General features: G+C 72.4%; 22 protein-coding genes. 11 read left to right on the top strand and 11 right to left on the bottom strand.

What is annotated here, in order from left to right; all coding sequences use genetic code 11:
* Positions 1–3 precede the first annotated feature (3 nt).
* Entirely contained in the window at positions 4–321 is a 318-nt protein-coding gene (locus tag VIL67_RS01770) for a hypothetical protein (RefSeq protein WP_332047125.1), read from the top strand.
* A 91-nt stretch (positions 322–412) separates the two neighbouring features.
* On the opposite strand, the gene mepK is transcribed toward VIL67_RS01770, so the two are convergent.
* Both mepK and VIL67_RS01760 read right to left on the bottom strand, forming a co-directional pair.
* Positions 413–967, bottom strand: a complete 555-nt coding sequence (gene mepK, locus VIL67_RS01765; protein ID WP_332047124.1) for a peptidoglycan L,D-endopeptidase MepK — start codon at positions 965–967, stop codon at positions 413–415.
* 107 nt (positions 968–1,074) lie between these two features.
* The gene (locus VIL67_RS01760) at positions 1,075–2,562 is read right to left on the bottom strand and encodes an amidohydrolase family protein (RefSeq protein ID WP_332047123.1); all 1,488 of its coding nucleotides are present in this window, start codon (positions 2,560–2,562) and stop codon (positions 1,075–1,077) included.
* A 117-nt stretch (positions 2,563–2,679) separates the two neighbouring features.
* On the opposite strand from VIL67_RS01760, the gene VIL67_RS01755 reads away from it, so the two are divergent.
* The 6 genes from VIL67_RS01755 (at position 2,680) to VIL67_RS01730 (ending at position 7,260) form a co-directional block, all read left to right on the top strand.
* Positions 2,680–3,732 (top strand): alpha/beta fold hydrolase, encoded by a 1,053-nt coding sequence (locus VIL67_RS01755; RefSeq protein WP_332047122.1) that lies wholly within the window; start codon positions 2,680–2,682, stop codon positions 3,730–3,732.
* A gap of 84 nt (positions 3,733–3,816) precedes the next feature.
* Complete coding sequence (locus VIL67_RS01750) at positions 3,817–4,056, top strand: aa3-type cytochrome c oxidase subunit IV (protein WP_332047121.1); 240 nt, start codon at positions 3,817–3,819, stop codon at positions 4,054–4,056.
* Positions 4,057–4,174: 118 nt separating this feature from the next.
* Positions 4,175–5,308, top strand: a complete 1,134-nt coding sequence (locus VIL67_RS01745; protein ID WP_332047120.1) for a Re/Si-specific NAD(P)(+) transhydrogenase subunit alpha — start codon at positions 4,175–4,177, stop codon at positions 5,306–5,308.
* 6 nt (positions 5,309–5,314) lie between these two features.
* Entirely contained in the window at positions 5,315–5,638 is a 324-nt protein-coding gene (locus VIL67_RS01740) for a proton-translocating transhydrogenase family protein (RefSeq protein ID WP_332047119.1), read from the top strand.
* Positions 5,635–5,841 (top strand): hypothetical protein, encoded by a 207-nt coding sequence (locus VIL67_RS01735; protein ID WP_332047118.1) that lies wholly within the window; start codon positions 5,635–5,637, stop codon positions 5,839–5,841. The genes VIL67_RS01740 and VIL67_RS01735 overlap by 4 nt, the downstream gene beginning before the upstream one ends.
* 3 nt (positions 5,842–5,844) lie before the next feature.
* A complete protein-coding gene (locus VIL67_RS01730) occupies positions 5,845–7,260 on the top strand; it encodes an NAD(P)(+) transhydrogenase (Re/Si-specific) subunit beta (RefSeq protein ID WP_332047117.1) in 1,416 nt (471 codons plus the stop codon).
* Between the two features lie 7 nt (positions 7,261–7,267).
* Here the strand turns inward: VIL67_RS01730 and VIL67_RS01725 are convergent, their stop codons facing one another.
* Both VIL67_RS01725 and VIL67_RS01720 read right to left on the bottom strand, forming a co-directional pair.
* Entirely contained in the window at positions 7,268–8,590 is a 1,323-nt protein-coding gene (locus tag VIL67_RS01725) for a calcium-binding protein (RefSeq protein WP_332047116.1), read from the bottom strand.
* Positions 8,591–8,608: 18 nt separating this feature from the next.
* Positions 8,609–8,932 carry a helix-turn-helix domain-containing protein gene (locus tag VIL67_RS01720; protein ID WP_332047115.1) on the bottom strand — a complete coding sequence of 108 codons (324 nt, stop codon included), beginning with the start codon at positions 8,930–8,932 and terminating at the stop codon, positions 8,609–8,611.
* A gap of 200 nt (positions 8,933–9,132) precedes the next feature.
* Between VIL67_RS01720 and VIL67_RS01715 the strand changes: the two genes are divergently transcribed.
* The 4 genes from VIL67_RS01715 to VIL67_RS01700 all read left to right on the top strand — a co-directional run bounded on the left by VIL67_RS01715 (position 9,133) and on the right by VIL67_RS01700 (position 15,281).
* On the top strand, positions 9,133–12,141 hold the full coding sequence (locus VIL67_RS01715; protein WP_332047114.1) for an autotransporter outer membrane beta-barrel domain-containing protein: 3,009 nt from the start codon (positions 9,133–9,135) through the stop codon (positions 12,139–12,141).
* Positions 12,142–12,338: 197 nt separating this feature from the next.
* Complete coding sequence (locus tag VIL67_RS01710) at positions 12,339–13,295, top strand: M23 family metallopeptidase (RefSeq protein WP_332047113.1); 957 nt, start codon at positions 12,339–12,341, stop codon at positions 13,293–13,295.
* Positions 13,296–13,351: 56 nt separating this feature from the next.
* Positions 13,352–14,398 carry an aldo/keto reductase gene (locus VIL67_RS01705; RefSeq protein ID WP_332047112.1) on the top strand — a complete coding sequence of 349 codons (1,047 nt, stop codon included), beginning with the start codon at positions 13,352–13,354 and terminating at the stop codon, positions 14,396–14,398.
* A 7-nt stretch (positions 14,399–14,405) separates the two neighbouring features.
* Positions 14,406–15,281, top strand: coding sequence for an alpha/beta fold hydrolase (locus tag VIL67_RS01700; protein WP_332047111.1), 876 nt, complete (start codon positions 14,406–14,408; stop codon positions 15,279–15,281).
* On the opposite strand, the gene tilS is transcribed toward VIL67_RS01700, so the two are convergent.
* The 7 genes from tilS to tolQ all read right to left on the bottom strand — a co-directional run bounded on the left by tilS (position 15,278) and on the right by tolQ (position 21,403).
* A complete protein-coding gene (gene tilS, locus VIL67_RS01695; protein ID WP_414696165.1) occupies positions 15,278–16,546 on the bottom strand; it encodes a tRNA lysidine(34) synthetase TilS in 1,269 nt (422 codons plus the stop codon). The two genes, VIL67_RS01700 and tilS, sit on opposite strands and share 4 nt — an antisense overlap.
* A complete protein-coding gene (ybgF, locus tag VIL67_RS01690; RefSeq protein ID WP_332047110.1) occupies positions 16,531–17,364 on the bottom strand; it encodes a tol-pal system protein YbgF in 834 nt (277 codons plus the stop codon). The genes tilS and ybgF overlap by 16 nt, the downstream gene beginning before the upstream one ends.
* Positions 17,365–17,410: 46 nt before the next feature.
* Positions 17,411–17,974: a peptidoglycan-associated lipoprotein Pal gene (pal, locus tag VIL67_RS01685; RefSeq protein ID WP_332047109.1), complete on the bottom strand. Its 564-nt coding sequence runs from the start codon at positions 17,972–17,974 to the stop codon at positions 17,411–17,413.
* A 74-nt stretch (positions 17,975–18,048) separates the two neighbouring features.
* Complete coding sequence (tolB, locus tag VIL67_RS01680) at positions 18,049–19,350, bottom strand: Tol-Pal system beta propeller repeat protein TolB (RefSeq protein WP_332047108.1); 1,302 nt, start codon at positions 19,348–19,350, stop codon at positions 18,049–18,051.
* Between the two features lie 17 nt (positions 19,351–19,367).
* Positions 19,368–20,204, bottom strand: a complete 837-nt coding sequence (locus VIL67_RS01675; RefSeq protein ID WP_332047107.1) for an energy transducer TonB — start codon at positions 20,202–20,204, stop codon at positions 19,368–19,370.
* Positions 20,201–20,698 (bottom strand): ExbD/TolR family protein, encoded by a 498-nt coding sequence (locus VIL67_RS01670; RefSeq protein ID WP_332047106.1) that lies wholly within the window; start codon positions 20,696–20,698, stop codon positions 20,201–20,203. The genes VIL67_RS01675 and VIL67_RS01670 overlap by 4 nt, the downstream gene beginning before the upstream one ends.
* A 3-nt stretch (positions 20,699–20,701) precedes the next feature.
* A complete protein-coding gene (tolQ, locus tag VIL67_RS01665; RefSeq protein WP_332047105.1) occupies positions 20,702–21,403 on the bottom strand; it encodes a protein TolQ in 702 nt (233 codons plus the stop codon).
* Positions 21,404–21,416: the final 13 nt, after the last annotated feature.

Raw genomic sequence — 21,416 nt, 5'->3', positions numbered from 1 at the left:
TCGATGATGAGGATCGTGCTCTGGATCGCGCTGGCCGCGGTGGTGCTGCTGGCGGCCCTGGCGCTCAGCCGGGCGGTCCGTTTCACGTCCGAGCCGACGCCGCCGCCGCCGCCCGTGGAGCAGCCCGCCGCCCCGGCGGCTGCGGATGCTGCAGCGCCCGCCGCGGTCGTGGCGCCTGAGCCCCCCGGGCCGCCGCCGCCGCCCATCGACGACCAGGTCGCCGAAGACGCCGCCGCCGTTGGCATGACGACGGTGGAGCCATCGGAAGAGCAGGCGCCCGAGAACGCTCCGCCCGAGCCCGCCGGCGAGCCGACGCCCTAGCTGTCAGCTTGGCCGCGCCGCGCAGCCGCGCGATAGCGGCAGGGATCCTCGCGCAGGGCCGAGGATGACCTTGGGCCCGCGGAAGCGCCGCCTAGGCGCCGGTCCAGCGCCGCACGCGGCCGGTGTCCACGTGGACGAAGTTGGATTGCGGATAGAAGCCGACGCCGCCCGCCGAGACGTCGAGGGCCGCCTTGTGCAGGTGGGCCAGCTGGACGCCGTCGACGCGCACGTCCACCGCCTTGCCGAGCGTGTGCTGGCTGGTCGAGGCCACGCCGGAGCTCTTGGCGTGCAGCATGGCGTTGGTCTTCGGCGAGCGGTAGCCCGAGATGATCTGGAACGGCCGGTTGGTCTCCAGGCGGGTGTTGATGGCGTGCAGGGCGTCGAACAGCGCCGGCTCCATCATCTTCTCCTCGCCGGTGCGCCAGTCGCGCAGCACGCGCATGGCTTCGGCGAGGGCGTCCGGCACATAGCGGCCATTCTCGAAATAGACGGCGTTCAGCCGGTCGCCGGTGTGCAGGTTGTGCAGGATCGCCCGCCGCGGCTCCGAGGCCGGCAGGCTGCTCGCCCACGCCGGAACGGCGAGGCTGGAGAGCGCGGCCGCGCCGCCCAGGCGAAGCGCCTGGCGGCGCCCGATAATCGTCTGCATGAACTCAACCCCGACGAACTTCGGTGCAAACCTCGTCAACGGAGCATGCAATAACAAGCTGAACAACGTGTTGCTGCGACAACCCGCCTCAGGCGAGGGACTGACGGTCAGTACTGGCCGTAGCGCCCCTGCACCGACTGCAGCAGCTTCGGCGCGTCGAAGCCGACCCCGTCTTTGAAGACGATCTCCACGTTGCCGAGGTCGCCGATCGCCTTGCCCGGGTCGCCCTTCACCACCATCAGATCGGCGTTCTTGCCGGGCGCCACCGACCCGATCCGATCGGCGAGGCCGAGGTAGGTCGCCCCGTTCAGGGTGGCGATGCGCACCGCCTCCTCCAGGGTGAAGCCCGCCTCCACCAGCAGGGCGATGTTCCGGTGGTTGCCGAAGCCGGGGATCACCCCGCCGTTGCCCGTGGGGTCGGGGCCGGCCACCAGCAGGCCGCCCGCGGCGACGAACTTGCGCTCCATGGCCAGCGCGTTGCGGAACGCCCGCTGGCTCTCCGCGGCGCGCGCTGGCGGGGCGGTGTTGGTCAGGTTGCGCGCGTAGAGGTAGGCCTCGCGCGCCTGGGGCGTCAGCACCGCCATGGCCTTGGCGTCCAAGGGCGCATGGCCGGGCACCCGCTGCTCGAACACCGGCAGCGTCGAGGTCACCGCCACCTTCTTCTCCACCAGCAGACGGATCAGGGCGGCGGCTTCGGGGCCGTCCGGATCCATGGCGAGCAGGGTCGGCGCGCCGGCCGTGGCCGGGCAAAGGTCGGGCTGCTTGCCGGGGTCCAGCTGGGTGTTGACGAAGAAGCCGTGCTCCAGGTTGTCGATGCCGAGCTCGGCGGCCTCGGGATAGGTCACGGAGCACAGGTGGCCGGTGACCTTCAGCCCGCGCCGGTGCGCCTCGTCGATCGCCGCCTTCAACTGGCTGCGGGTGATGTTCATGTAGGCCTTGAACGAGGTCGCGCCCTGGTCGGCCCAGAAGGCCACCGTCCGCCGGGCGTCCTCGTCGTCCCGCAGCTGGTGCATCTGGATGAACGGGCTGTTCGGCCCTTCCAGATAAGGGCCCGTCACGTCCATGTGCGGGCCGGGCAGGACCCCTTCGTCGATCTGCCGCTTCACGTTGAGGTCGGCGTAGGGCTCGACGCTGCCGGTGGTCCGCAGCGTCGTCACCCCGGCGGCCAGGTAGAGCCGCGGCGAGGAGAAGGTCATCTGCGGCACGACCAGCGGCGGCTCTGAATGCCCGTGCGCGTCGAGGTTCGGCCGGGCGATGTAGTACATGTGGTCGTGCAGGCCGACGATGCCCGGCAGCACGGTGTGGCCGGTCAGGTCGAGCACGACGGCGCCCTTCGGCGCCCGCAGGGCGGCCGGTCCCACCTCCGCGATCCTGCCGTCGCGCAGCACGATGGTGCGGTCCGCCTGCGCCGCCGCCCCCGTGCCGTCGATCAGCCGCACGTGGCGGAGCACCACCACCGGCGCATCCACCTTCACATAGGGCCGCACCGCGGCACCGACCTTCGCCGCTGGAACGAGCACTGGGGGTGGGGCCGCCGCCGCCATGCCTCCCAAAGCCAGGGCCGCCAGCCCGCCCAGCACCACCCGCCCGATCATCGCGCTCTCCTGTCCCGCCACGCCGCCGACCTTAGCCGCCCGCCACGCCCACGCCACCGCGCTTGCCATTTTTCAAACGACCGTTAGACCCGGAACGACAGGCACAGGGAACGGGTGATGGCGGACGAAGCGGGCGCTCAGCCGAAGGACGGCAAGGAGACCTACGACGACCGGCCGTTCCACTCGGACGCCCTGCCGCCGGAGGTCCGCGCGCCGCTGGAGCCGTTCAAGGGCGCCGAGCCGCCCGCGCCCGCCTGGTTCCGCGAGGCCGTCGCCCAGCAGCCTGAGCGCAGCTTCGTCCAGAGTCTGGGTTCGAAGCTCGAGGTGCTGACCTGGGGCGAGCGCGGCAAGCCCGGCCTGCTGTTCGTGCACGGCAACTCGGCCCACGCTGATTGGTGGAGCTTCATCGCGCCGTTCTTCGCCGCCGACTATCGCGTCGCCGCCATGTCGCTGGCCGGCATGGGCGCGTCGGACTGGCGTGAGCGCTACGCCTTCACCGACTTCGCTGAGGACGCCGAAGCTGTCGCCCGCGCGACGGGGCTCTACGAGGGCGGGGTGAAGCCGGTCTACATCGGCCACTCCTTTGGTGGCGGCCAGGTCTTCTACGCCGCCGCCCGCAAGCCGCAGAACATGCGCGCCGCCATCCTGGTGGACACGGGCTTCGGCGGCCCGCCGCCCGAGGCGGAGGCGGAGCGCAAGCGCCGGATGGAGCAGGTCCGCAACATCCCCACCGGCGACCGCCCGAGCCGGATCTATCCGACCCTCGAGGCGGCGCTCGCCCGGTTTCGCCTGATGCCGCCGCAGCCGGCGGAGAACGCCTACATCGCCGACTTCATCGCCCGCCGCTCGCTCAAGCGCGCGCCCCTGCCGGACGGCTCGGGCGAGGGCTGGACCTGGCGGTTCGACCCCACCATGTGGGAAAAGCTTGACCGCACAGGAATGGGTCCCGACCTCGCCCGCCAGGGCGAGACCCCCATGGTGCACATCTACGGGTCGAAATCGGTGATCATCCAGCGCCGCCAGAACGGCGAGCGGCCGTTCTTCCCCGAGGGCCTGCTCGAAATCGAGATCCCCGACAGCCACCACCACATCATGATCGACCAGCCGCTGGCCCTAGTGGCGGCGATCCGGGCGATCCTCGCCACCTGGCCGCCCACCGGGGCGGCCTGAGGCCCCCACCCAAGCTTGAGCCGGCGCGCCGTCTCGTGTAGCACCCCCGCCACGGAATTCCGCTTGCGAGAGAGATCGCCCTCGATGGCCGACGCCACCCACGACTACCACCGCGGCGAGATGGACATCGCCGAGCAATCCGCGACCTACAACCTGGTGATGGGCATCACCAAGTGGGGCTCGCTGGCGATCGCGGCGCTCGTCCTGTGGCTGACCCTGTGGTTCTGCACCGAGGCCGGCTTCCTGGGCGCGACCGTGGCCGCCGTCGTGCTGGTCGCGCTTGGTGTCTTCTTCCTGCGCGACAAGCCGGGCGCGGGCCACTAGCCCTTTCAGCAAAGCTGGGGGCGCTGTTCGGACAACTTCCGCTCCGACGCCCGCGGCTCGCTGGACAGACCCTGACTCGGCTGCCTATCGTCCCGGCCAATTCGAGGGGGGACGCCAGATGGCCGTGATCGCCGTCACCAGGGAACGACGAGCGGGGGAGACCCGCGTCGCCGCCACGCCCGAGACGGTCAAGAAGCTGATCGCCGCCGGCTGGTCCGTGACCGTCGAGGCGGGGGCCGGCGCCTCCGCGTCCTATCCCGACGCCGACTACCAGGCGGCCGGCGCGACGCTCGCCCCCGACTTCCAGGCCGCGCTTTCGACCGCTGATGTGGTCCTCAAGGTGCGCAGCCCGGCCGACGAGGAGATCGCCGCCCTGAAGCCCGGCGCCACGGTGGTCGCCCTGCTCAATCCCTACGGCGAGCGCGCGGTGGTCGACGCCATCGCCGCGAAGGGCGCCACCGCCTTCGCCATGGAGTTCGTGCCGCGGATCACCCGGGCGCAGGTGATGGACGCCCTGTCCTCGCAGGCCAACCTGGCCGGCTATCGGGCGGTGATCGAGGCCGCTGAGGCCTACGGCAAGGGCATGCCGATGATGATGACCGCCGCCGGCACGGTGGCGGCGGCCAAGGTGTTCATCATGGGGGTCGGAGTCGCCGGCCTGCAGGCCATCGCCACGGCGCGGCGGCTGGGCGCGGTGGTCACCGCCACCGACGTGCGCCCCGCCACCAAGGAGCAGGTGGAGAGCCTGGGCGCCAAGTTCCTCGCCGTGGAGGACGAGGAGTTCAAGAACGCCCAGACCGCTGGCGGCTACGCCAAGGAGATGAGCCCCGAATACCAGGCCAAGCAGGCCGAGCTGGTCTCCAGCCACATCGCCAAGCAGGACATCGTCATCACCACGGCCCTGATCCCCGGCCGTCCGGCGCCCCGGCTGGTCAGCGCCGCCCAGGTGGCGTCCATGAAGCCCGGCTCGGTGATCGTCGACCTGGCCGTGGAGCAGGGCGGCAACGTCGAGGGCGCCAGGCTGGGCGAAGTCGCCGAGACCGCCAACGGCGTGAAGATCCTCGGCCGCCCGAACCTCCCCGGCCGCATCGCCGCCGACGCCTCCGCGCTCTACGCCCGCAACCTGCTCGCCTTCGCCGGCCTGCTGCTGAACAAGGAAGGCGCGCTCGCGCCCGACTTCGAGGACGAGATCCTGAAGGCGGCCCTGGTGGCCCAGGGCGGCAAGGTCGTCCACCCGCAACTCGCAAGCTGAGGTCCCATGGAAGCCGTCGATCCCACCGTCTTCCGCCTGGCCATCTTCGTGCTGGCGATCTTCGTCGGCTACTACGTGGTCTGGAGCGTGACGCCGGCCCTGCACACGCCATTGATGGCGGTCACCAATGCGATCTCCTCCGTGATCATCGTGGGCGCCCTGCTGGCCGCGGCCGCCCATGGGCAGGGCGGCGAACTGGCCTCCAACGTGCTGATCTCCAAGGGCGCGGGCGCGGTCGCCGCGGCCTTCGCCGCGGTGAACATCTTCGGCGGCTTCCTGGTCACCCAGCGGATGCTCGCCATGTACAAGAAGAAGGACAAGGGCAAGTGAGCCGCCATCAGCGGGAGGGCGAGCTCTCGCGCGCCGCCCTCGTCGTGGCCGGCGGCGGGGCCGTGGTGGGCCTCAGCCAACGGGCGATGGAGTCGCCGCAGAGCCCGTTGGCCCGAGCCCTGCTCGTGGCCGGCGCCATCGTCATGGTGATCGGGCTGGTCATCGCCCTTCGCAGTCTCTTCGCGCGCCGGGGGGGGCGCTGACCAATGAACGCCAATCTCGCCGCCATCCTCTACCTGGTCTCGGGCGTCCTGTTCATCCTGGCGCTGCGCGGCCTCTCCTCGCCGACCTCCAGCCAGGCGGGCAACCGCAACGGCATGATCGGCATGGCCATCGCGGTCGGCACGACGCTCGCCACACTCTGGAGCCAGGGGGCGCTGGACGGCCTCACCCTGGCGCTGATCGCCGGCGGCGTAGCCGTGGGCGGGATCATCGGCGCGGTCATCGCCCGGCGCGTGGCCATGACCTCCATGCCCCAGCTGGTGGCCGCCTTCCACAGCCTGGTGGGCATGGCCGCCTGCCTCGTGGCCGTGGCCGCGATCCACACGCCCGAGGCCTACGGCATCGGCTCGCCGGGCCACGTGCACCTGAACTCGCTGATCGAGCTGTCCCTCGGCCTGGCGATCGGCGCGATCACCTTCACCGGCTCGGTGATCGCCTTCGCCAAGCTTAACGGCAACATGAGCGGCGCGCCCATCCTGCTCCCGGGCCGCCACCTGCTGAACATCGCCATCGCCGTGGCCATCGTCGCCCTGGTGGCCGTGCTGGTGGTCAGCGGCGGGACCGCCCTGTGGGCCTTCTGGGCGATCTTCGCGCTCAGCCTGCTGATCGGCGTCACCCTGATCATCCCGATCGGCGGCGCGGACATGCCGGTCGTGGTCTCGATGCTGAACAGCTACTCGGGCTGGGCCGCCGCCGCCCTGGGCTTCACGCTCGAGAACACCACCCTGATCATCACCGGCGCCCTCGTAGGCTCCTCCGGCGCGATCCTCAGCTACATCATGTGCAAGGGGATGAACCGCAGCTTCGTGTCGGTGATCCTCGGCGGCTTCGGGGCGGACGACAGCGCCGCGGCCGCGAGCGGCCGAGTGGAGACGCGGCCGGTGAAGCAGGGCTCGGCCGACGACGCCGCCTTCATCATGAAGAACGCGTCCAAGGTGATCATCGTCCCCGGCTACGGCATGGCCGTCAGCCAGGCGCAGCACGCGCTCCGCGAAATGGCCGACCACCTGAAGGCCGAGGGCGTGGACGTGAAGTACGCCATCCACCCCGTGGCGGGCCGGATGCCCGGCCACATGAACGTCCTGCTGGCCGAGGCCAACGTGCCCTACGACGAAGTCTTTGAGCTGGAGGACATCAACTCGGAGTTCTCCACCGCCGACGTCGCCTTCGTCATCGGCGCCAACGACGTGACCAACCCGGCGGCCAAGACCGACCCGACCTCGGCGATCTTCGGCATGCCCATCCTGGACGTGGAGAAGGCGCGCACCGTCCTCTTCGTGAAGCGCGGGATGAGCTCGGGCTACGCGGGCGTGGAGAACGAGCTGTTCTTCCGCGACAACACCATGATGCTGTTCGGCGACGCCAAGAAGATGGTGGAGGGGATCCTGAAGGCGCTCTGAGCCTGGCTCAGACGCCGATGTCCCAGCTGCTGAGGCTGGCGCCGGTCACCACGGTCGGCGCCTCGGCCGCGCCATAGCCCGCCGCCACGTCGACCACCCAGATGTAGCCGTCGATCACCCCGTCGCCGTCGAGGTCGACCTCGACCCGCCGCCCGGGCCCGAAGCCCGGGATCAGGGTGGTGGGGCCAGGCCCGGAGTCGCCCGTCACCGGCGGCTGCTGGGTGGCGTCCGCGCCGCCGGGGTCGGCCGGCGGCGTCGGCGGCCGCAAGGTGGGCGGGGTGGGAACCACGCCGCCGCGGTCGGTCTGCAGGGTGTCGCCCTGCTCCGGCCGCAGGTCGAGGATCACGCCTAGCAGGGTGTCGGCGTGGCCCAGCGTCTGGGGCGTGGCGATGACGAAGGCGTCGGCGCCCGCGCCGCCCTCGGCCACCGTGTGGCCGTCCAAGGTGAGCCGGTCGTTTCCGTCGCCGCCCTCGAGCAGGTCGTAGCCGCTGCCCGCGCCCGCCCCCGCCAGGGTGTCGTCGCCGCCGCCGCCGATCAGGTGGTCGGCCTCGGCTGTCCCCACCAGCACGTCGTCACCCTCGCCGCCGCGGACCAGGTGGAGAACCCGCGCCTCGACCTGGGCGAGGCGCAGCGCGGCCGCCTCGGTCGCTACGGGCGCCAGCGTGGGCGGCGTTGCGGCCGCGCCAGTGGCCGACCCGTCCGTCTCGAACATTCCGGCCGCGGGGCGCGGCTCCGGCGCGTCGGCCGCCGTCAGGGCTGCGGCCCGCGCCCTGGCGGTAGGCTCGCTGCCCAGGGCGGCGGCCTGGGTGGCGACCTCGCGCTTCTCGGAGCCCGGATCGTCGTCCCCCGGCGGCGGGGGCGGCGGGCTGTCGTCGTGCAGCACCAGCTCGTCGGCCGGCTCCGCGTCGCCGACCACGGCGGCGCTGGTCTCGTAGAAGAAGGCGGTGGCGACGATCAGGGCGATGATGGTCTGGGCCTGCCGGCCGCTCAGGCTGAAGGGCACCACCACGTCGCCGCCCGCCGGGAGGTCCATCGGCGCCAACTGCTCGGCCAAGGCGAGGTGCAGGTCGGCCCCTTCGGCGACCACGTCGTCCACCGCGTAGTGCACCACGAAGCGCCCGCCGATCCGCGCCACGTGGACCAGCACCTCCTCGTTCTGGTCCTTCACGACACACCAGGGGTCGCCGTCTTCGGTGGTGCCGAACACCACCTCGACGCCAAGGCCGCTCTCGCCGAACTGCTGGGCGAGCGCCTCCAGCCGCGCGCGCTCCCCGGCGGTCCAGTCGCCGCTGGCGCGCACCTTGGCGATGAAGGGGAGGACGTCGCCCATGGGACCGATCGGAGTTCCTTACGCCTGGGCCGCCTGGCGGCCCGCGTCGTCGAACAGCAGTCGATAAAGCTCAGGTTCGTAGTAGCGCAAGAGGGTTCGGGCGAATTCGCCCGGATCCATCCCCAGGGCCTCGGCCCAGGCGCGCTGCGTCTCGATGGGCAGTCGGCCGAGGCCGCTCTCCACCTGGCTGACGAAGGTGTAGTAGCGCAGGCCCACCTTGTCGGCGAGTTCCGCCTGGGTGAGGCCCGCCGCTTCCCGCGCGCCCTTCAGCCAGCGCCCGGCCTGCTGGCGCAGCAGCTTGGTCTGGGCGGCCTTGGCGGGGTCGGCGGCAGGTCTCGGCATGAGGCGCTCCTCGGGACTTGAGGCGACGGACGATAGCGCCTTGAAGCGCGTCGTGAAGCCGCGTACAGTTTTTACGAAACAAGTACATACGTCACGGCCGTCCGCTTGTCACGAGAAGCCTGTCACCTTAACAATGGCGCGGCTTTTCGGGGTGCGCGGGGGCGCGCCAGGGGATCTCCAGACTCATGAAGCGTTTGTTCGTGTCCGCGGCCCTTCTGCCGCTGGCCTATGCTGCGTCGGCTTACGGCGAAACCAAGATCACCACGGCGACGACCACGCCGGTCCAGACCGCTACGCTGGCGAACGGCCAGCGGGACGACCTGACGGTGGAATCCACCGGCTCCATCAAGCCGGCCGCCGCCGGGGCGGCGGTGACGCTGAACTCGTCCAACACGGTGAAGAGCGCCGGCACGATCGGCTTCGAGGCCGGCCAGAGCAATTCCACGGGCGTCCTGGTGCTCGGCGGCAACAGCGGGTCGGTGACCAACACCGGCGCGATCGTGCTGCTGGAGGACTACACCGCCACCGACACCGACAGCGACGGCGACCTCGACGGGCCGTTCGCCCAGGGTTCGAACCGGATCGGCATCCGCGTGACGGGTCCCGGCGCGTTCACCGGCGACATCCGCAACGAGTCCGCCGGCTCGATCAATGTGGAGGGGAACGACTCGGCGGGCATCCGGCTGGACACCCGCCTCAACGGCAGCCTGGTCAACGCCGGCGCGGTGACCGTCACCGGCGACCGCGGCGCGGGGATCTCGGCGACCGACGTCTCCGGCAACGTGCAGGTCAACGGGACTGTGCAGGTGCGCGGTGAGAACTCGGTCGGCGTCTCCCTCGGCGACGTGGGCGGCGCGGTGCGCATCCAGGGCGCGGTGAGCGCCACCGGCTACCGCTACACGGACCGGCTCGCGGACGCGGCCCGGGGCAAGCTCGACGCGGACGACCTGAAGCAGGGCGGCCCGGCCGTCCGCATCGCCGGCAACGTGGCGGGCGGGGTGCTGCTGGACGTGCGGCCGGCGGACAACGACGCCAACGACACCGACGAGGACGACGACGGGATCGCCGATGCGTCCGAGGGCAGCGGCGCGATCACCTCCATCGGCTCGGCCCCCGCCCTCGACGTGGGCGCGGCGGGCCGCGCGACCACCCTGGGCGTCGTCGGGACCGGGACCAGCGCCTATGGCCTGGTGCTGAAGGGCGAGGTCGCCGCCCTCGGCCAGATCGACGGCGTCTCGGCCACCGCCCTGCGCATCGGCCAGGCGGGCAGCGGAACAACCACGGTCCAGGGCGGCGTCAACGTCATGGGCGGCCGGATCGCCGCCACCGCCTATGGCCTCGACAACGCCGCCCAGGGCGGGCCGGCCACGGCCATCTTCATCGGCGGGCCGGGCGTCGTCCCGGCGCTGCGCAACTCGGGCACGATCGAAGCCGTCCTGGCCAATGGGGCGCAGGACGCCCGCGCAGTGGTCGACCTCTCGGGCACCCTGGCGCTGGTGGAGAACACCGGCGCGATCCGCGCCGCGGTGACGCCCCGCAGCGGCTCCAGCAACGTGGGCCAGGCGGTGGCGCTGGACCTCCGCGCCAACACCTCGGGCGCGACGGTGCGCCAGACCAAGGCCACCAGCACCGCGACTCCGTCCATCGTGGGCGACGTCCTGTTCGGCTCGGGCGCCGACCGGCTCGAGATCCAGGGTGGGACCCTGACCGGGGCCATGGCCTTCGGCGCCGGGGCCGACACCCTGGTGGTCGACGCCGGCGGCGCCGTGACCGGCCGGCTCACCGACACCGACGGCCGGCTGAACGTCAATGTCGGGGAGGGCCGCCTGGCGGTGACCAACAGCGAGGTGATCCAGCTCTCCGGCCTCTCCCTGGGCGCCAAGAGCGTGCTGGCCGTGACCATCAACGGCGAGACCGGCGCCGCCACGCGCTTCAACGTCTCGGGCCCGACCACCATCGCCTCGGGCGCCCAGTTCGACCTGAACCTCTCGTCGCTGCAGCGCGGGTCCAAGTCCTACGAGATCATCCGCTCGGGCGGGCTGCAGGCCGGCAGCACGGGCGCCAGCCTGGTGGGCGCGCCGTTCCTCTACACGGCGGCCGTGCGCAACGACGCCAGCTCGGTCTACGTGGACATCCGTCCGAAGACCGCGACCGAACTCGGCCTCAACCGCTCGGCCGCCCAGGCCTATTCGGCGGTATTCGAGAACCTGGATCGCGACGGCAAGCTCGAGACGGCCTTCCTGTCCCAGAAGACCCAGGCGGGCTTCCAGTCGCTCTACAACCAGATGCTGCCGGACCATTCCGGCGGCGCGCTGCTGTCCGCGCAGGCGATCTCCAGCGCCGTCTCCTCGGCCATCGCCCACCCCCACGCGGCGCAGGGCGCCGGCGGCAACGGGATCTGGGCGCAGGAGATCCTGTTCCAGATCGACCGGGACGCCGAGGATGCGCTCGGCTTCGAGTCCGAAGGCTTCGGCCTGGCCGCTGGCTATGAGCTGGTGGGCCAGAACCAGGCCGTGGGCCTGACCGCCAGCTTCGTCAGCGCCGACTTCAACGACCAGGCCGCCTCGGCCGGCGAGAAGGTGGCGATGAACTTCTTCGGCGGCGGCGCCTACTGGCGCGTGCAGGCTGGCGGCTTCCAGGCGAACGTCCGCGGCGGCCTGGGCTACGTCAGCTTCGACAGCGCCCGCGTGCTGACCACCACCGACCTCAACCTGCGGGCCGAGGCCGACTGGAACGGCTGGCTGGCGGAGGCGCACGCCGGCGTCGCGTACGAGGCGCGGCTCGGCTGGTTCTATGCCCGGCCCGAGCTGTCGGCCGACTACGTGCGCCTGTCGGAGGACGGCTACACCGAAGAGGGCGGCGGCGCTGGCTTCGACCTCGACGTGGAGGACCGCAAGGGCGACCTGCTCACCGGCCAGGCGCTGCTGGCGCTCGGCGCGCGGTTCGGCGACGAGGTGTGGTGGGCGCCCGAGGTGAAGGTGGGCTGGCGCGCCAAGCTGGCCGGCGACCCGGGCAAGACCACCGCGCGCTTCGGTTCCGGCGCGGCCTTCACCCTGGATCCGGAGGACGTGTTCTCCGGCGGGGCCGTGGCCCGCGTGGGCGTCCGCGGCGGCGCGAACCAGGTGCTCTACGCCATCGAGGGCGGCGGCGTGTTCGACGACAGCTACAAGGAATACGACCTGCGCGCGGTGGTCCGTTTCCTCTTCTAGGTAGAAGAAGGTTCTCAGCAAAATCCCGCTGCGGCGGCCGGGCAGCCAACAAATGTTGATGCCCGGCCGCCTAGTTTTTGCCTAGAAGGTCCCCCAGTTAACCAAACCCTAACGGCAGGGTATGCTGACGCCTGGCCGCTCCGTCCCTTGCGAGCGGCCCTGCAGGGCGCAGTGGTGCTGGGAGACTATCGCTCTTGATGGAAGCAAGTTCGGTTCTCGACGCGCGTGCGCGCCATTGGATGATCGACGCGGCCGTCGGCGCCGCCGTGGCGCTGGGCGCCATCACCGTGGCCCACGCCTCCCTGCCGGACCGCGCGCAGCTCGTCGCGCGCCATCAGACCTCGGCGCCGGCGGTCCGCCTGCTGCCGCAGCCCGCTCCGCAGGCCGGGGCGCCCGCCGTCCTGATCAGCTTCCAGGCTCCGGTGGCCGGCGAGGAGATCGTCTCGCCGTTCGGCCTGCGCCAGCTCCCCTGGGAAGAGAACGGCCGGCTGCACGAGGGCGTCGACATCGCGGCCGACTTCGGCGAGGCGGTGCTGGCGTCCGCCGACGGCGTCGTCGTCCGCGCCGGCAATGGCGACGGCTATGGCCGCTTCGTCGAGATCCAGCACGCCGAGGGCCTGACAACCCTCTACGCCCACATGGGCGCGGTCGCCGCCGGCATGCGGCCCGGTCTGGCGGTGAAGGCCGGCACGGCCGTTGGCCAGGTCGGCTCGTCCGGCACGTCCACCGGCCCGCACCTCCATTTCGAGATCCGCGACAGCCGCGACCGGCCGCTGAACCCGGCGCTGTTCGTGGGCAAGAGCTTCGCCAGCGCCGACGACTTGCCGCTGCGCGATGCGCGGCGGTTCCCGCGCCGGGTGCGCATGGCCTACGTTTCGCGCATCCCTGAGAGCAAGAAGGCGCTCATGGAGGCCAGGCTGCAGGAGAAGCTCGCCGTCGCCGCCACGGATGCGGTGAGCGCCGGCAAGGACGCAGCCGTCACCGTGCTCTACGGCGATGGCCGGCCCAAGGCCACGATCCGCTTCGGCGCGAACCGCAAGCCGATCGCGCCCGGCGGCGTGGAGGTCGGTTCCAAGGCGGCGGCCGCCCCCGCCGCCTCGCCCGCAGAGCCGGCGGCCTCCGCCGACGAGGCGGTCGCCACCGCCAACGGCTGACCCTCGACGGCGCCGCTCCGCGTCGCCATATCTGCGCTTCGCTCCGGAGATCGCCGATGAAGTACAAGCAGCTCGGCCGGACCGGCCTGTTCGTTTCCGAGATCTGCCTGGGCACCATGACCTTCGGCGGCTCGGAAGAGGCCGGCATGTGGCGCGCCATCGGCGCCCTGCAGCAGTCGGAGGTGGACGCTATCCTCGGCCGCGCGCTCGAGGCCGGGGTCAACTTCATCGACACCGCCGACGTCTACTCCTTCGGTGAGTCCGAGCGTCTGACCGGCCAGGCGCTGAAGAACCTGGGCGTGAAGCGCAGCGACGTGGTGCTGGCCACCAAGGTCTATGGCGAGATGGGGCCAGGGCCCAACGATCGCGGCGCCAGCCGCGGCCACATCATGGACTCGGTCCAGCGCAGCCTGGAGCGCCTGCAGACCGACCACATCGACCTCTACCAGATCCACGCCAACGACCCGGTGACCCCGATCGACGAGACGCTGCGCGCCCTCGACGACCTCGTGCGCCAGGGGCTGGTTCGCTACGTGGGCGTCTCCAACTGGCAGGCCTGGAAGATCGCCAAGGCGCTCGGCGTCAGCGAGATGAAGGGCCTCGCGCGGTTTGAGACCCTGCAGGCCTACTACTCCATCGCCGGCCGGGACCTGGAGCGCGAGCTCGTCCCCATGCTGACCAGCGAAGGCCTGGGCCTGATGGTCTGGTCGCCCCTGGCCGGCGGCCTGCTGTCGGGCAAGTTCGGTCCGGGGGGGAACAATCCCGAAGGCGCCCGGCGCACCAACTTCGACTTCCCGCCGGTGGACCGCGAACGCGCCTGGGCTTGCGTCGAGGTGGTGCGCGAGGTGGCCGAGGCGCGCGAGGCTTCGGTGGCCCGCGTGGCGCTGGCTTGGCTGCTGGCCAAGCCGCACGTGATGAGCGTGATCATCGGCGCCAAGACCCTGGAGCAGCTGGACGACAACCTGGCCGCCACCGACCTCGAGCTGACCCCGGACGAGGTGGCTCGGCTCGATGCGGTCAGCGAGCTGCCCGCCGAGTACCCCGGCTGGATGCTGGCGAGGCAGGGCGCGTCGCGCACGCCCCGGCCGTTCAAGAAGGACTGATCCGCTGGTGGCTGCAGAGGCCCGGCCGAGCGCCGCCTGGCGGGGCGAGCAGGTTGACATCGGCGGCCGCGCGCTGCGCGTGGTCAGGGCCGGTCCGACGGACGCGCCCGGCCCGCTGATCCTGCTGGAGCACGGGGCGTTCGGCTGCGCCGCCGACTGGGCCGTGGTGCAGGAGCGCCTCGCCGCGCGCGGCCTGCGCAGCCTGGCCTACGACCGCGCGGGCCTCGGCCACTCGGACCCCGGCCCGCGGCCGCGCGACGGGCGGGCCATCGTCGCCGACGCTGAGGCCCTCCTGGCGGCCGTGGGCGAGACCGGCCCTCTGGTCGCCGTCGGCCACTCCATGGGCGGGCTGATGGTCCGGCTGTTCGCCCTGACGCATCCCGACCGGGTGCTGGGCCTGGTGCTGGTGGACGCCATGACGCCGGACGTGATCGACCTGCCGGTCGGCCGCCGGGCCATCGGCTCCTTCGCGGGCGTCCTGCGGCTGGCTGGGGTGGGCGCCCAGTTCGGCCTGATGCGGCCCGTCTCGCTGATCACCGGCAATCTCATCGGCCTGACCGGCGACGCGGCTGCGGAGAAGCGCCGGATCCACGGCTCGGCCCCGCATGCCCGCGGCGCCGCCGACGAGGTGTCGAGCTGGCCTGAGACCTCCCTGCAGGCTGGGGCGCACGACCTGCCGCCGGAGCTGCCGGTGGCCGTGGTCACAGCCGGCGGCGAGCGCGTGCGGCCGTGGCTGAAGAAGCTGCAGACCGTGCCGGCGCAGGGCTCCCAGCACGGCTATGTCGAGCATGTGGCGGGCTCGACCCACGCCAGCCTGCTCGGACGCCGCTTCGCCGATCCCGTGGTCCGCGGCGTGACCCACGTGCTCGGCGCCAGGCGCTAGAAGGGCTCGCGCTCCACCAGGCCGCAGGCGGCCTGCAGCCGCTCGGAGACAAGGGGACGGCAGAGGATCCCCTCCACCTCCGCCACCGCCGGGCAGACCGGGCCCGCCGGGCCCCAAACCACCGGGAGGGCCGGCCGCGCCTTGGGCGGCAATCTCTGCACTGCGGCCTGTTGCTCTCGCGGCAGCCGCCGCGCCGCGCCCTCGAGACGGCTGACGCTCAGGCCTGGCGCGGCCGCCACCAGCTCGAAGCGGCCGTCCCAAACGACGGGCCGGCCGGGGGGGAGATGGAGGCTCGAGAGGCCGCCGCGCTTGGCCTCGCCCGGCTCCCGGAAGATCCGCACGCGCCCGTCATCCGCCTCGATGCGGGCCCCGGCCAGGGTCGTCGCCACGGCGGCGGGGCCGGCGAGCAGCGACTGCAGCCGCTCCAGGGCGTCGCGCGCCGGCCGTCGGTCGCCGCCCCCGGCGCAGACCGCCGCCACGCCGACGAAGGTTCGCGCCTCGGCCGCGGGCGCGTCCCGGAGCGCGCTGCGGGGCAGTTCGATCCCGCCCGCGGCGTCGAAGCCGCAGCGCTCGGCCAGCGAGGCGGGCGGCGTCTCCGCCGGCCCGGGAACAGGTGGCGCGCCCGCCGCGCGCGCGCGCGCGCGGGCCGAGGCGGGGTCGTCGTTGGCGGGGTCGTCGATCCAGCTTTCCCGCCGCTCGCGCAACCAGGCGCGGATCTCGTCGCGCTGGAGCGCCAGCATCGGCCGCAGGAGGAAGAGGCCGCGTCCCTCGGGCCAGGCGGGGGAAGGCGCCCACTCCCGAGGGGCCGGCGTCGTTGCCCCCTCGGCGCGCATGGCCGCCGCCTCGGCGGCGTCGCTGGCGGTGTGGCCCATCAGGATCACCCGGGCTCCGGCCTGCCGCGCGGCGCCGGCGAGCAGGCGGTGGCGGGCCTCGCGGGCGGCCGCGGCCAGGCCGCTGGCCGGCTTCGCGCCGGTCCAGGCGAGCGCCTGGAAACCTGCGCCCAGCCGCTCGGCGGTCTCGGCGCAGCGGACCGTCCAGGCCGCCGACTGCGGGCGCAGGCGGTGATCGACCGTCAGGATCAGCAGGCGGCGGCCGGCGTCGCGCGCCCACGCGGCCGCGACCAAAGCCAGAGCCAGGCTGTCGCCGCCGCCTGACAGGGCCACCGCCACCGGCGCGTCAACGTCGGTCAGCAGGCGGCGGTCGAGGATCGGCCGGACGGCGTCGTCCAGCAGGTCGGCGAGCCCGACGTCTAGGCCGCCGCGCACTTCGCCTGCGTCCGCGCGGCGGCGGCGCGGCTGGAGACGGCGGCCGGCGCCTTCGGATAGCGCTTGGGCAGCTCGGCCAGGGCCTGGCAGGCGTCGGCCGGCTTCTTCAGGGCCACCAGGGAGCGGGCGAGCTCGACGACGGCGTCGGGGGCCCAGGCGGTCTGCGGCCAGCCGCGAATCGCCCCGATGTAGGCGGTGGCGGCCTGGGCATGGGCGCTGCGCACGCTGAGCGTCTTGCCCCACCAGTAGCGGGCCTCGGCGAGCCTGGGGCCCTCCGGATAGTCCTGCACATAGGCGGCGAAGGCCTGCTCGGCGCCGTCATAGTCGCCGGCCAGCATCAGCTGCCGCGCGGCGGTGAAGGCCTCCTGCGGGGGCCGCTTGACCGCCGCCTCTTCGGCCGGGGGCTCGGGCGGCGCCGGCGGGGTCGCCGCCTTCTCCGCCACGGCGAGCCGATCGCCGAGCTCCTTCACCTGCGCCTTCAGCGCCTCGTTCTCCCGGCGGGCGAGCTCCAGCTCGTGCGTCGTGGTCTCCAGGCTGCCGTTGATGCGGGTCAGCGACTGCTCCAGGTCGCCGATCCGCTGCGAGAGCTCGCCCATGCGCGCGTCGGTGTCCGCCGGCTGGACCACGACAGGGGCGCCCGTCCTCTGAGCCTTGAAGACGATGTCCCGCAGCTCGCGCACCACCTTCTCCATCCGGTCGACCCGCCGGGCGTCGCGCGCGTCCAGCGGATCGTCCATGGGGGTCTGCGCCCTCGCCGGCAGGGCGGCGAAGGCGATGACCGCGACGGCGGCGTAGGTGCGGAGACGATGGAGAGGCATGGGGCTCAGGCTGGTGGCGGCGGGCGGCGGATTTGCGGCGCGCGGGTCAGCGCGCGCCGCTCACGATCGCCGTGCGGGCGTTGCGGTTGCGGGCCTGGCCTTCCTCGGTGCCGCTGGTGTCCACCGGCTGCTCCTTGCCGAAGGAGACGGTGGTGATCCGGTCGGCGGTGACCCCGTTGGAGACTAGGTAGTCGCGGACGGCGTTCGCACGGCGGGCGCCGAGCGCGAGGTTGTACTCGCGGGTGCCGAGCTCGTCGGTGTTGCCCTCGATGCGCACGCGCACCGACGGGTAGCGGCGCAGCCAGGCGGCCTGGCCCTGGAGGATCGGCTCGGCGTCGCCGCGGATGGAATACTGGTCGAAGTCGAAGAGCACGCGGTCGCCGACGTTGACGCGGAACTCCTCGGCGGAGCCCGGCACGGCGCCGATCGGCTGGTTACCCACCGGGCCGGGCTGGGTGGTGGTCCCGGGACCCTGCGGCTGGGTCGGGCCGGCCGGCGGGCGGGTGTCGAGCTGCGGCTTCGGGCGCGAGCTGCACGCCGCGACGGACAGGGTCGCGGCGGCCACAAGGCTCAGTCGCAGGGCGGTCTTGCCATTGAAGCTGAGGACCATGGTGGTGCGTCTCCTTGAGAGCTTGGGCGCCGAGGCGCGGGTGAGAGTCTACGGGCCGGCGCGGCTGCGCAAGCCTAGTTGAGAAGCGGCGACCAGGCCGGGTCGGACCCGGCGGTCGGATAGGGGACGGGCTGCAGGATGCGGCCGGTGACGTCGACGCTCCAGAGCCGGGGCGCGCCGCCGCGGGTCTCGCGCGAGAACATCAGCACCCGCCCATTGGGGGCCCAGGTGGGGCCCTCGTCGAGGTAACCGGAGGTCAGCAGCCGTTCGTCCGACCCGTCGGCGCGCATCACCCCGATGTGGAACTGGCCGCCCGTCTGCTTGGTGAAGGCGATGAACTCGCCCGTCGGGCTCCACACCGGGGTGGTGTAGCGCCCGCCGCCGAAGGTCAGCCGGCGCGGGTTCGATCCGTCCGCGCCCATCACGTAGAGCTGCGGCGAGCCCGAGCGATCCGAGTTGAAGACGATCCGGGAGCCGTCCGGCGAGAAGGAAGCGGAGGTGTCGATGCCCGGGTCCGCCGTCAGCCGCGAGGTCTGCCGGCTGCGAAGGTCCATGACGAAGATGTCCGAGTTGCCGCTGCGCTCCACGCTGAAGGCCACCTTGCTGCCGTCGGCGGAGAAGCGCGGCGCGAACACCATGCCGCGGAAGTCCCCCAGGCTCTCGCGCCGCCCGGTCTCCAGGTTGAACAGGTAGATCGACGAGCCCTCCGGCCGCAGGGCCATGTAGGTGATCTCTTGGCTATTGGAGGAGAACCTGGGCGTCATGACGATGTAGGAGCCGTCGGTCAGGTAGCTCGGGTTGGCCCCGTCCTGGTCCATGATGGCGAGCCGCTTCTGGCGCGCAGGCCCGCGGCCCCCGCTCTCCGCGACGAACACCACGCGCGTGTCGAAATAGCCCTTCTCGCCGGTCAGCCGCTCATAGACGGCGTCCGAGATCTTGTGCGCCACGCGCCGCCAGTTCTCGGGGCTGGAGGTGAACTGAAGCCCCAGCAGCTGCTGTTCGGCGAAGACGTCCCACAGGCGGAAGTCCACCTGCAGCCGGCCGCCGACGACGGTGACCTGGCCGTTCACCAGCGCCTGGGCGTTGATCTGCTTCCAGTCTGCGAAGCGCGGCTGAACCGCGGCGTTCAGGTCGCGCTCGACGAAGCTGGCCGGGTCCAGGGGCCGGAACAGCCCTGAGCGCTGGAGGTTGGCCGAGATGACCCCGGCGATGTCGCCGCCCACCTGGCCGCCGCCGAATGCCGGCACCGCGACGGGCAACGGCTGGACGTCGCCGCGGTTCACGTTGACCTCGATCTCGGCGCGGGCGGCGGCCGGGGCGACAAGGGCGCCGCCGACCAGCGCGACGAGGGCGAACATCAGGCTCTTCAGCCGCATGGAGGGGCTCCGGACGGTCATAGCTTGCAGGCCTCGCGGGCGTTGAAGTTCACGGCCACGCGCTGGCCATAGAACTCACGGGGCAGGTTGCGGAAGGGGGAGGCGGCGTAGACCGCCCGCACGGCGCGCTCGGCGGAGGCCTGGCTGACGGCGTTGCGCGCGCCTCGGATTTCTGACGCGGGCTCGCCCACCAGCTGGCCCCCGGCGCCGAGCGCGAAGGTGACCCGGACCACCACGTCGCGGCCGCCCTCGACCTCGCAGTTGGGGTTCCACCGGCGCTGCAGCTCGTCGGCGAGACCGGTCATGGCCGCCGAGGCGGAGAGCCCGGAGCCGAGGTTGGGCCGCGCCTGCTGAGCGGTCTGTGGGCGCGACGCCCCCTTGGGCGCGGAGGACGGCCGCGGCGCCGACTTGCTCCCGGGGATGCTGGCCAGCAGGGCGTCGAAATCGAGGCTCTTCTCCGCCGGCTTGGGCTGGGCCTTGGAAGCCGCCGCCTTCGGGGCCGGCTGCGGCGGCGCAGGCTTCGGCGTGGGGACGGGCGCAGGCTTTGGCGGGGGCGCAGCCTTGGCGGGGGCGGGCGTGGGCTGCGGCGCCGGCGGGGTGGGGGTTGCTGGCGGCGGCGTCACGTCGGCCGGCGCGTCGGGCACGGGCGTTTCAGTCTGGGCGTCCTGCTCCACGGGCGCCTGCTCGGCGGCGCGCAGGTCGGTCACCGGCGCATTGGCCACGATGGTCACTGGGACCACCGCGCCCACCTTCAGGTCGCGGGCCCAGGGCCAGGAGATCAGCAGCGCGGCCGCGATGCCCGCATGCAGCAGGATCGAGCCCAGCGCCGCCGGTGACAGCTCCCTGCGGATCACGGCGTCGCCGCCTCCTCAGGGTCTGCGCCCGACGAGGGGCCGCCGGTGTCGGTGATCAGGTTGATCGAGGTGAAGCCGGAGGTGGAGAGCGAGGCCATCACCTGGGCGACGGTCTCGTACGAGGCCTTGCCGTCGGCGCGGACATAGATCGGCCGGGTGGTCTCTGCGCCGGCCATCTCCTTCAGCCGCGGCGCGAGCCGCGCGAAGGGCACCGGGTCCTCGCCCACGAAGAGGGCGCCGCTGGCCTGCACCGAGACGGTGATCGGGTCCGGCCGGTCCTGCATGGCGCCGGCCTCCGTCTTGGGCAGCTCCACGGGCACGCCGGCCGTCAGCAACGGAGCCGAGATCATGAAGATGATCAGCAGCACCAGCATCACGTCCACCAGCGGCGTGACGTTGATCTCGCTCAGGGTCCCCCGGCGGCCGCGCCCGTAGCGGCGGCGGTTGCGGCGGCCGCCCCCGGCGGCGAAGGCGTCGTTGGCGGAGAGCCCCATGGGTCAGACCCGCTCCGCCAGCCGCCGCTGGATGGCGGTGGACAGGTCGTCTGCGAAGCCCTCGAGCCGGGCGGCGAACTTGCCGGCCTTCGTCGAGAAGGCGTTGAAGGCGATGTAGGCGGGGATGGCGGCCACCAGACCAATGGCGGTGGCGAACAGGGCCTCCGCGATCGAGGGGGCGACCACGGCCAGGGAGGTGTTCTTCTGCAGGGCGATGGCCTGGAAAGCGTGCATGATCCCCCAGACCGTGCCGAACAGGCCGACGAAGGGCGAGGCGGTGGCGACGATGGCGAGCGTCCCCAGGCCCTCCTCGATGCGCTGGCTCTCGCGGGCGATGATGGTGTCGAGCACCCGATCGATCCGCTGGATCAGGAAGGCGGCCTGGCCCTCGGCCACGGAGCCCTTGCCGCGGGCGTCGCGCCACTCCTTCAGCGCCCCTTGCAGCATGCGCGGGAGCGCGTGGCGGGGCCGCTCGCCGGCCTCGGCGGCGATGTCCTCCAGGCTGCGGCCCGAGGCGACGGCGTCCTCGAAGCGGTTGGCCTCGCGGTTTAGCGCGGCGAAACGGAACAGCTTGTCGAGGATCACGGTCCACGACCACAGCGAGGCGAGCGCCAGCCCGATCATCACCAGCTTCACCACCCAGTCCGCGCGCAGGAACAGGTTAACGGCGTTGAAGCTTTCGGGGCTGACGGCGTTGGGGTCCATGGCGTGTCCGGAT

This window comes from Phenylobacterium sp. (assembly GCF_036563385.1).
Taxonomy (GTDB): domain Bacteria; phylum Pseudomonadota; class Alphaproteobacteria; order Caulobacterales; family Caulobacteraceae; genus Phenylobacterium.
Note: the sequence above shows the minus strand (reverse complement) of the source record. Positions and strands in the feature narration are given on the sequence as shown.

Excerpts from the sequence above, each read along its gene's own strand:
- VIL67_RS01755 (WP_332047122.1), top strand. The coding sequence starts at position 2,680 with ATGGCGGACGAAGCGGGCGCTCAGCCGAAGGACGGCAAGGAGACCTAC.
- VIL67_RS01730 (WP_332047117.1), top strand. The coding sequence starts at position 5,845 with ATGAACGCCAATCTCGCCGCCATCCTCTACCTGGTCTCGGGCGTCCTG.
- VIL67_RS01770 (WP_332047125.1), top strand. The coding sequence starts at position 4 with ATGATGAGGATCGTGCTCTGGATCGCGCTGGCCGCGGTGGTGCTGCTG.
- VIL67_RS01670 (WP_332047106.1), bottom strand. The coding sequence starts at position 20,698 with ATGGGGCTCTCCGCCAACGACGCCTTCGCCGCCGGGGGCGGCCGCCGC.
- mepK (WP_332047124.1), bottom strand. The coding sequence starts at position 967 with ATGCAGACGATTATCGGGCGCCGCCAGGCGCTTCGCCTGGGCGGCGCG.
- VIL67_RS01745 (WP_332047120.1), top strand. The coding sequence starts at position 4,175 with ATGGCCGTGATCGCCGTCACCAGGGAACGACGAGCGGGGGAGACCCGC.
- VIL67_RS01760 (WP_332047123.1), bottom strand. The coding sequence starts at position 2,562 with ATGATCGGGCGGGTGGTGCTGGGCGGGCTGGCGGCCCTGGCTTTGGGA.
- ybgF (WP_332047110.1), bottom strand. The coding sequence starts at position 17,364 with ATGCCTCTCCATCGTCTCCGCACCTACGCCGCCGTCGCGGTCATCGCC.
- tolQ (WP_332047105.1), bottom strand. The coding sequence starts at position 21,403 with ATGGACCCCAACGCCGTCAGCCCCGAAAGCTTCAACGCCGTTAACCTG.
- VIL67_RS01740 (WP_332047119.1), top strand. The coding sequence starts at position 5,315 with ATGGAAGCCGTCGATCCCACCGTCTTCCGCCTGGCCATCTTCGTGCTG.
- VIL67_RS01710 (WP_332047113.1), top strand. The coding sequence starts at position 12,339 with ATGGAAGCAAGTTCGGTTCTCGACGCGCGTGCGCGCCATTGGATGATC.
- VIL67_RS01720 (WP_332047115.1), bottom strand. The coding sequence starts at position 8,932 with ATGCCGAGACCTGCCGCCGACCCCGCCAAGGCCGCCCAGACCAAGCTG.
- VIL67_RS01705 (WP_332047112.1), top strand. The coding sequence starts at position 13,352 with ATGAAGTACAAGCAGCTCGGCCGGACCGGCCTGTTCGTTTCCGAGATC.
- VIL67_RS01725 (WP_332047116.1), bottom strand. The coding sequence starts at position 8,590 with ATGGGCGACGTCCTCCCCTTCATCGCCAAGGTGCGCGCCAGCGGCGAC.
- tolB (WP_332047108.1), bottom strand. The coding sequence starts at position 19,350 with ATGCGGCTGAAGAGCCTGATGTTCGCCCTCGTCGCGCTGGTCGGCGGC.
- pal (WP_332047109.1), bottom strand. The coding sequence starts at position 17,974 with ATGGTCCTCAGCTTCAATGGCAAGACCGCCCTGCGACTGAGCCTTGTG.
- VIL67_RS01750 (WP_332047121.1), top strand. The coding sequence starts at position 3,817 with ATGGCCGACGCCACCCACGACTACCACCGCGGCGAGATGGACATCGCC.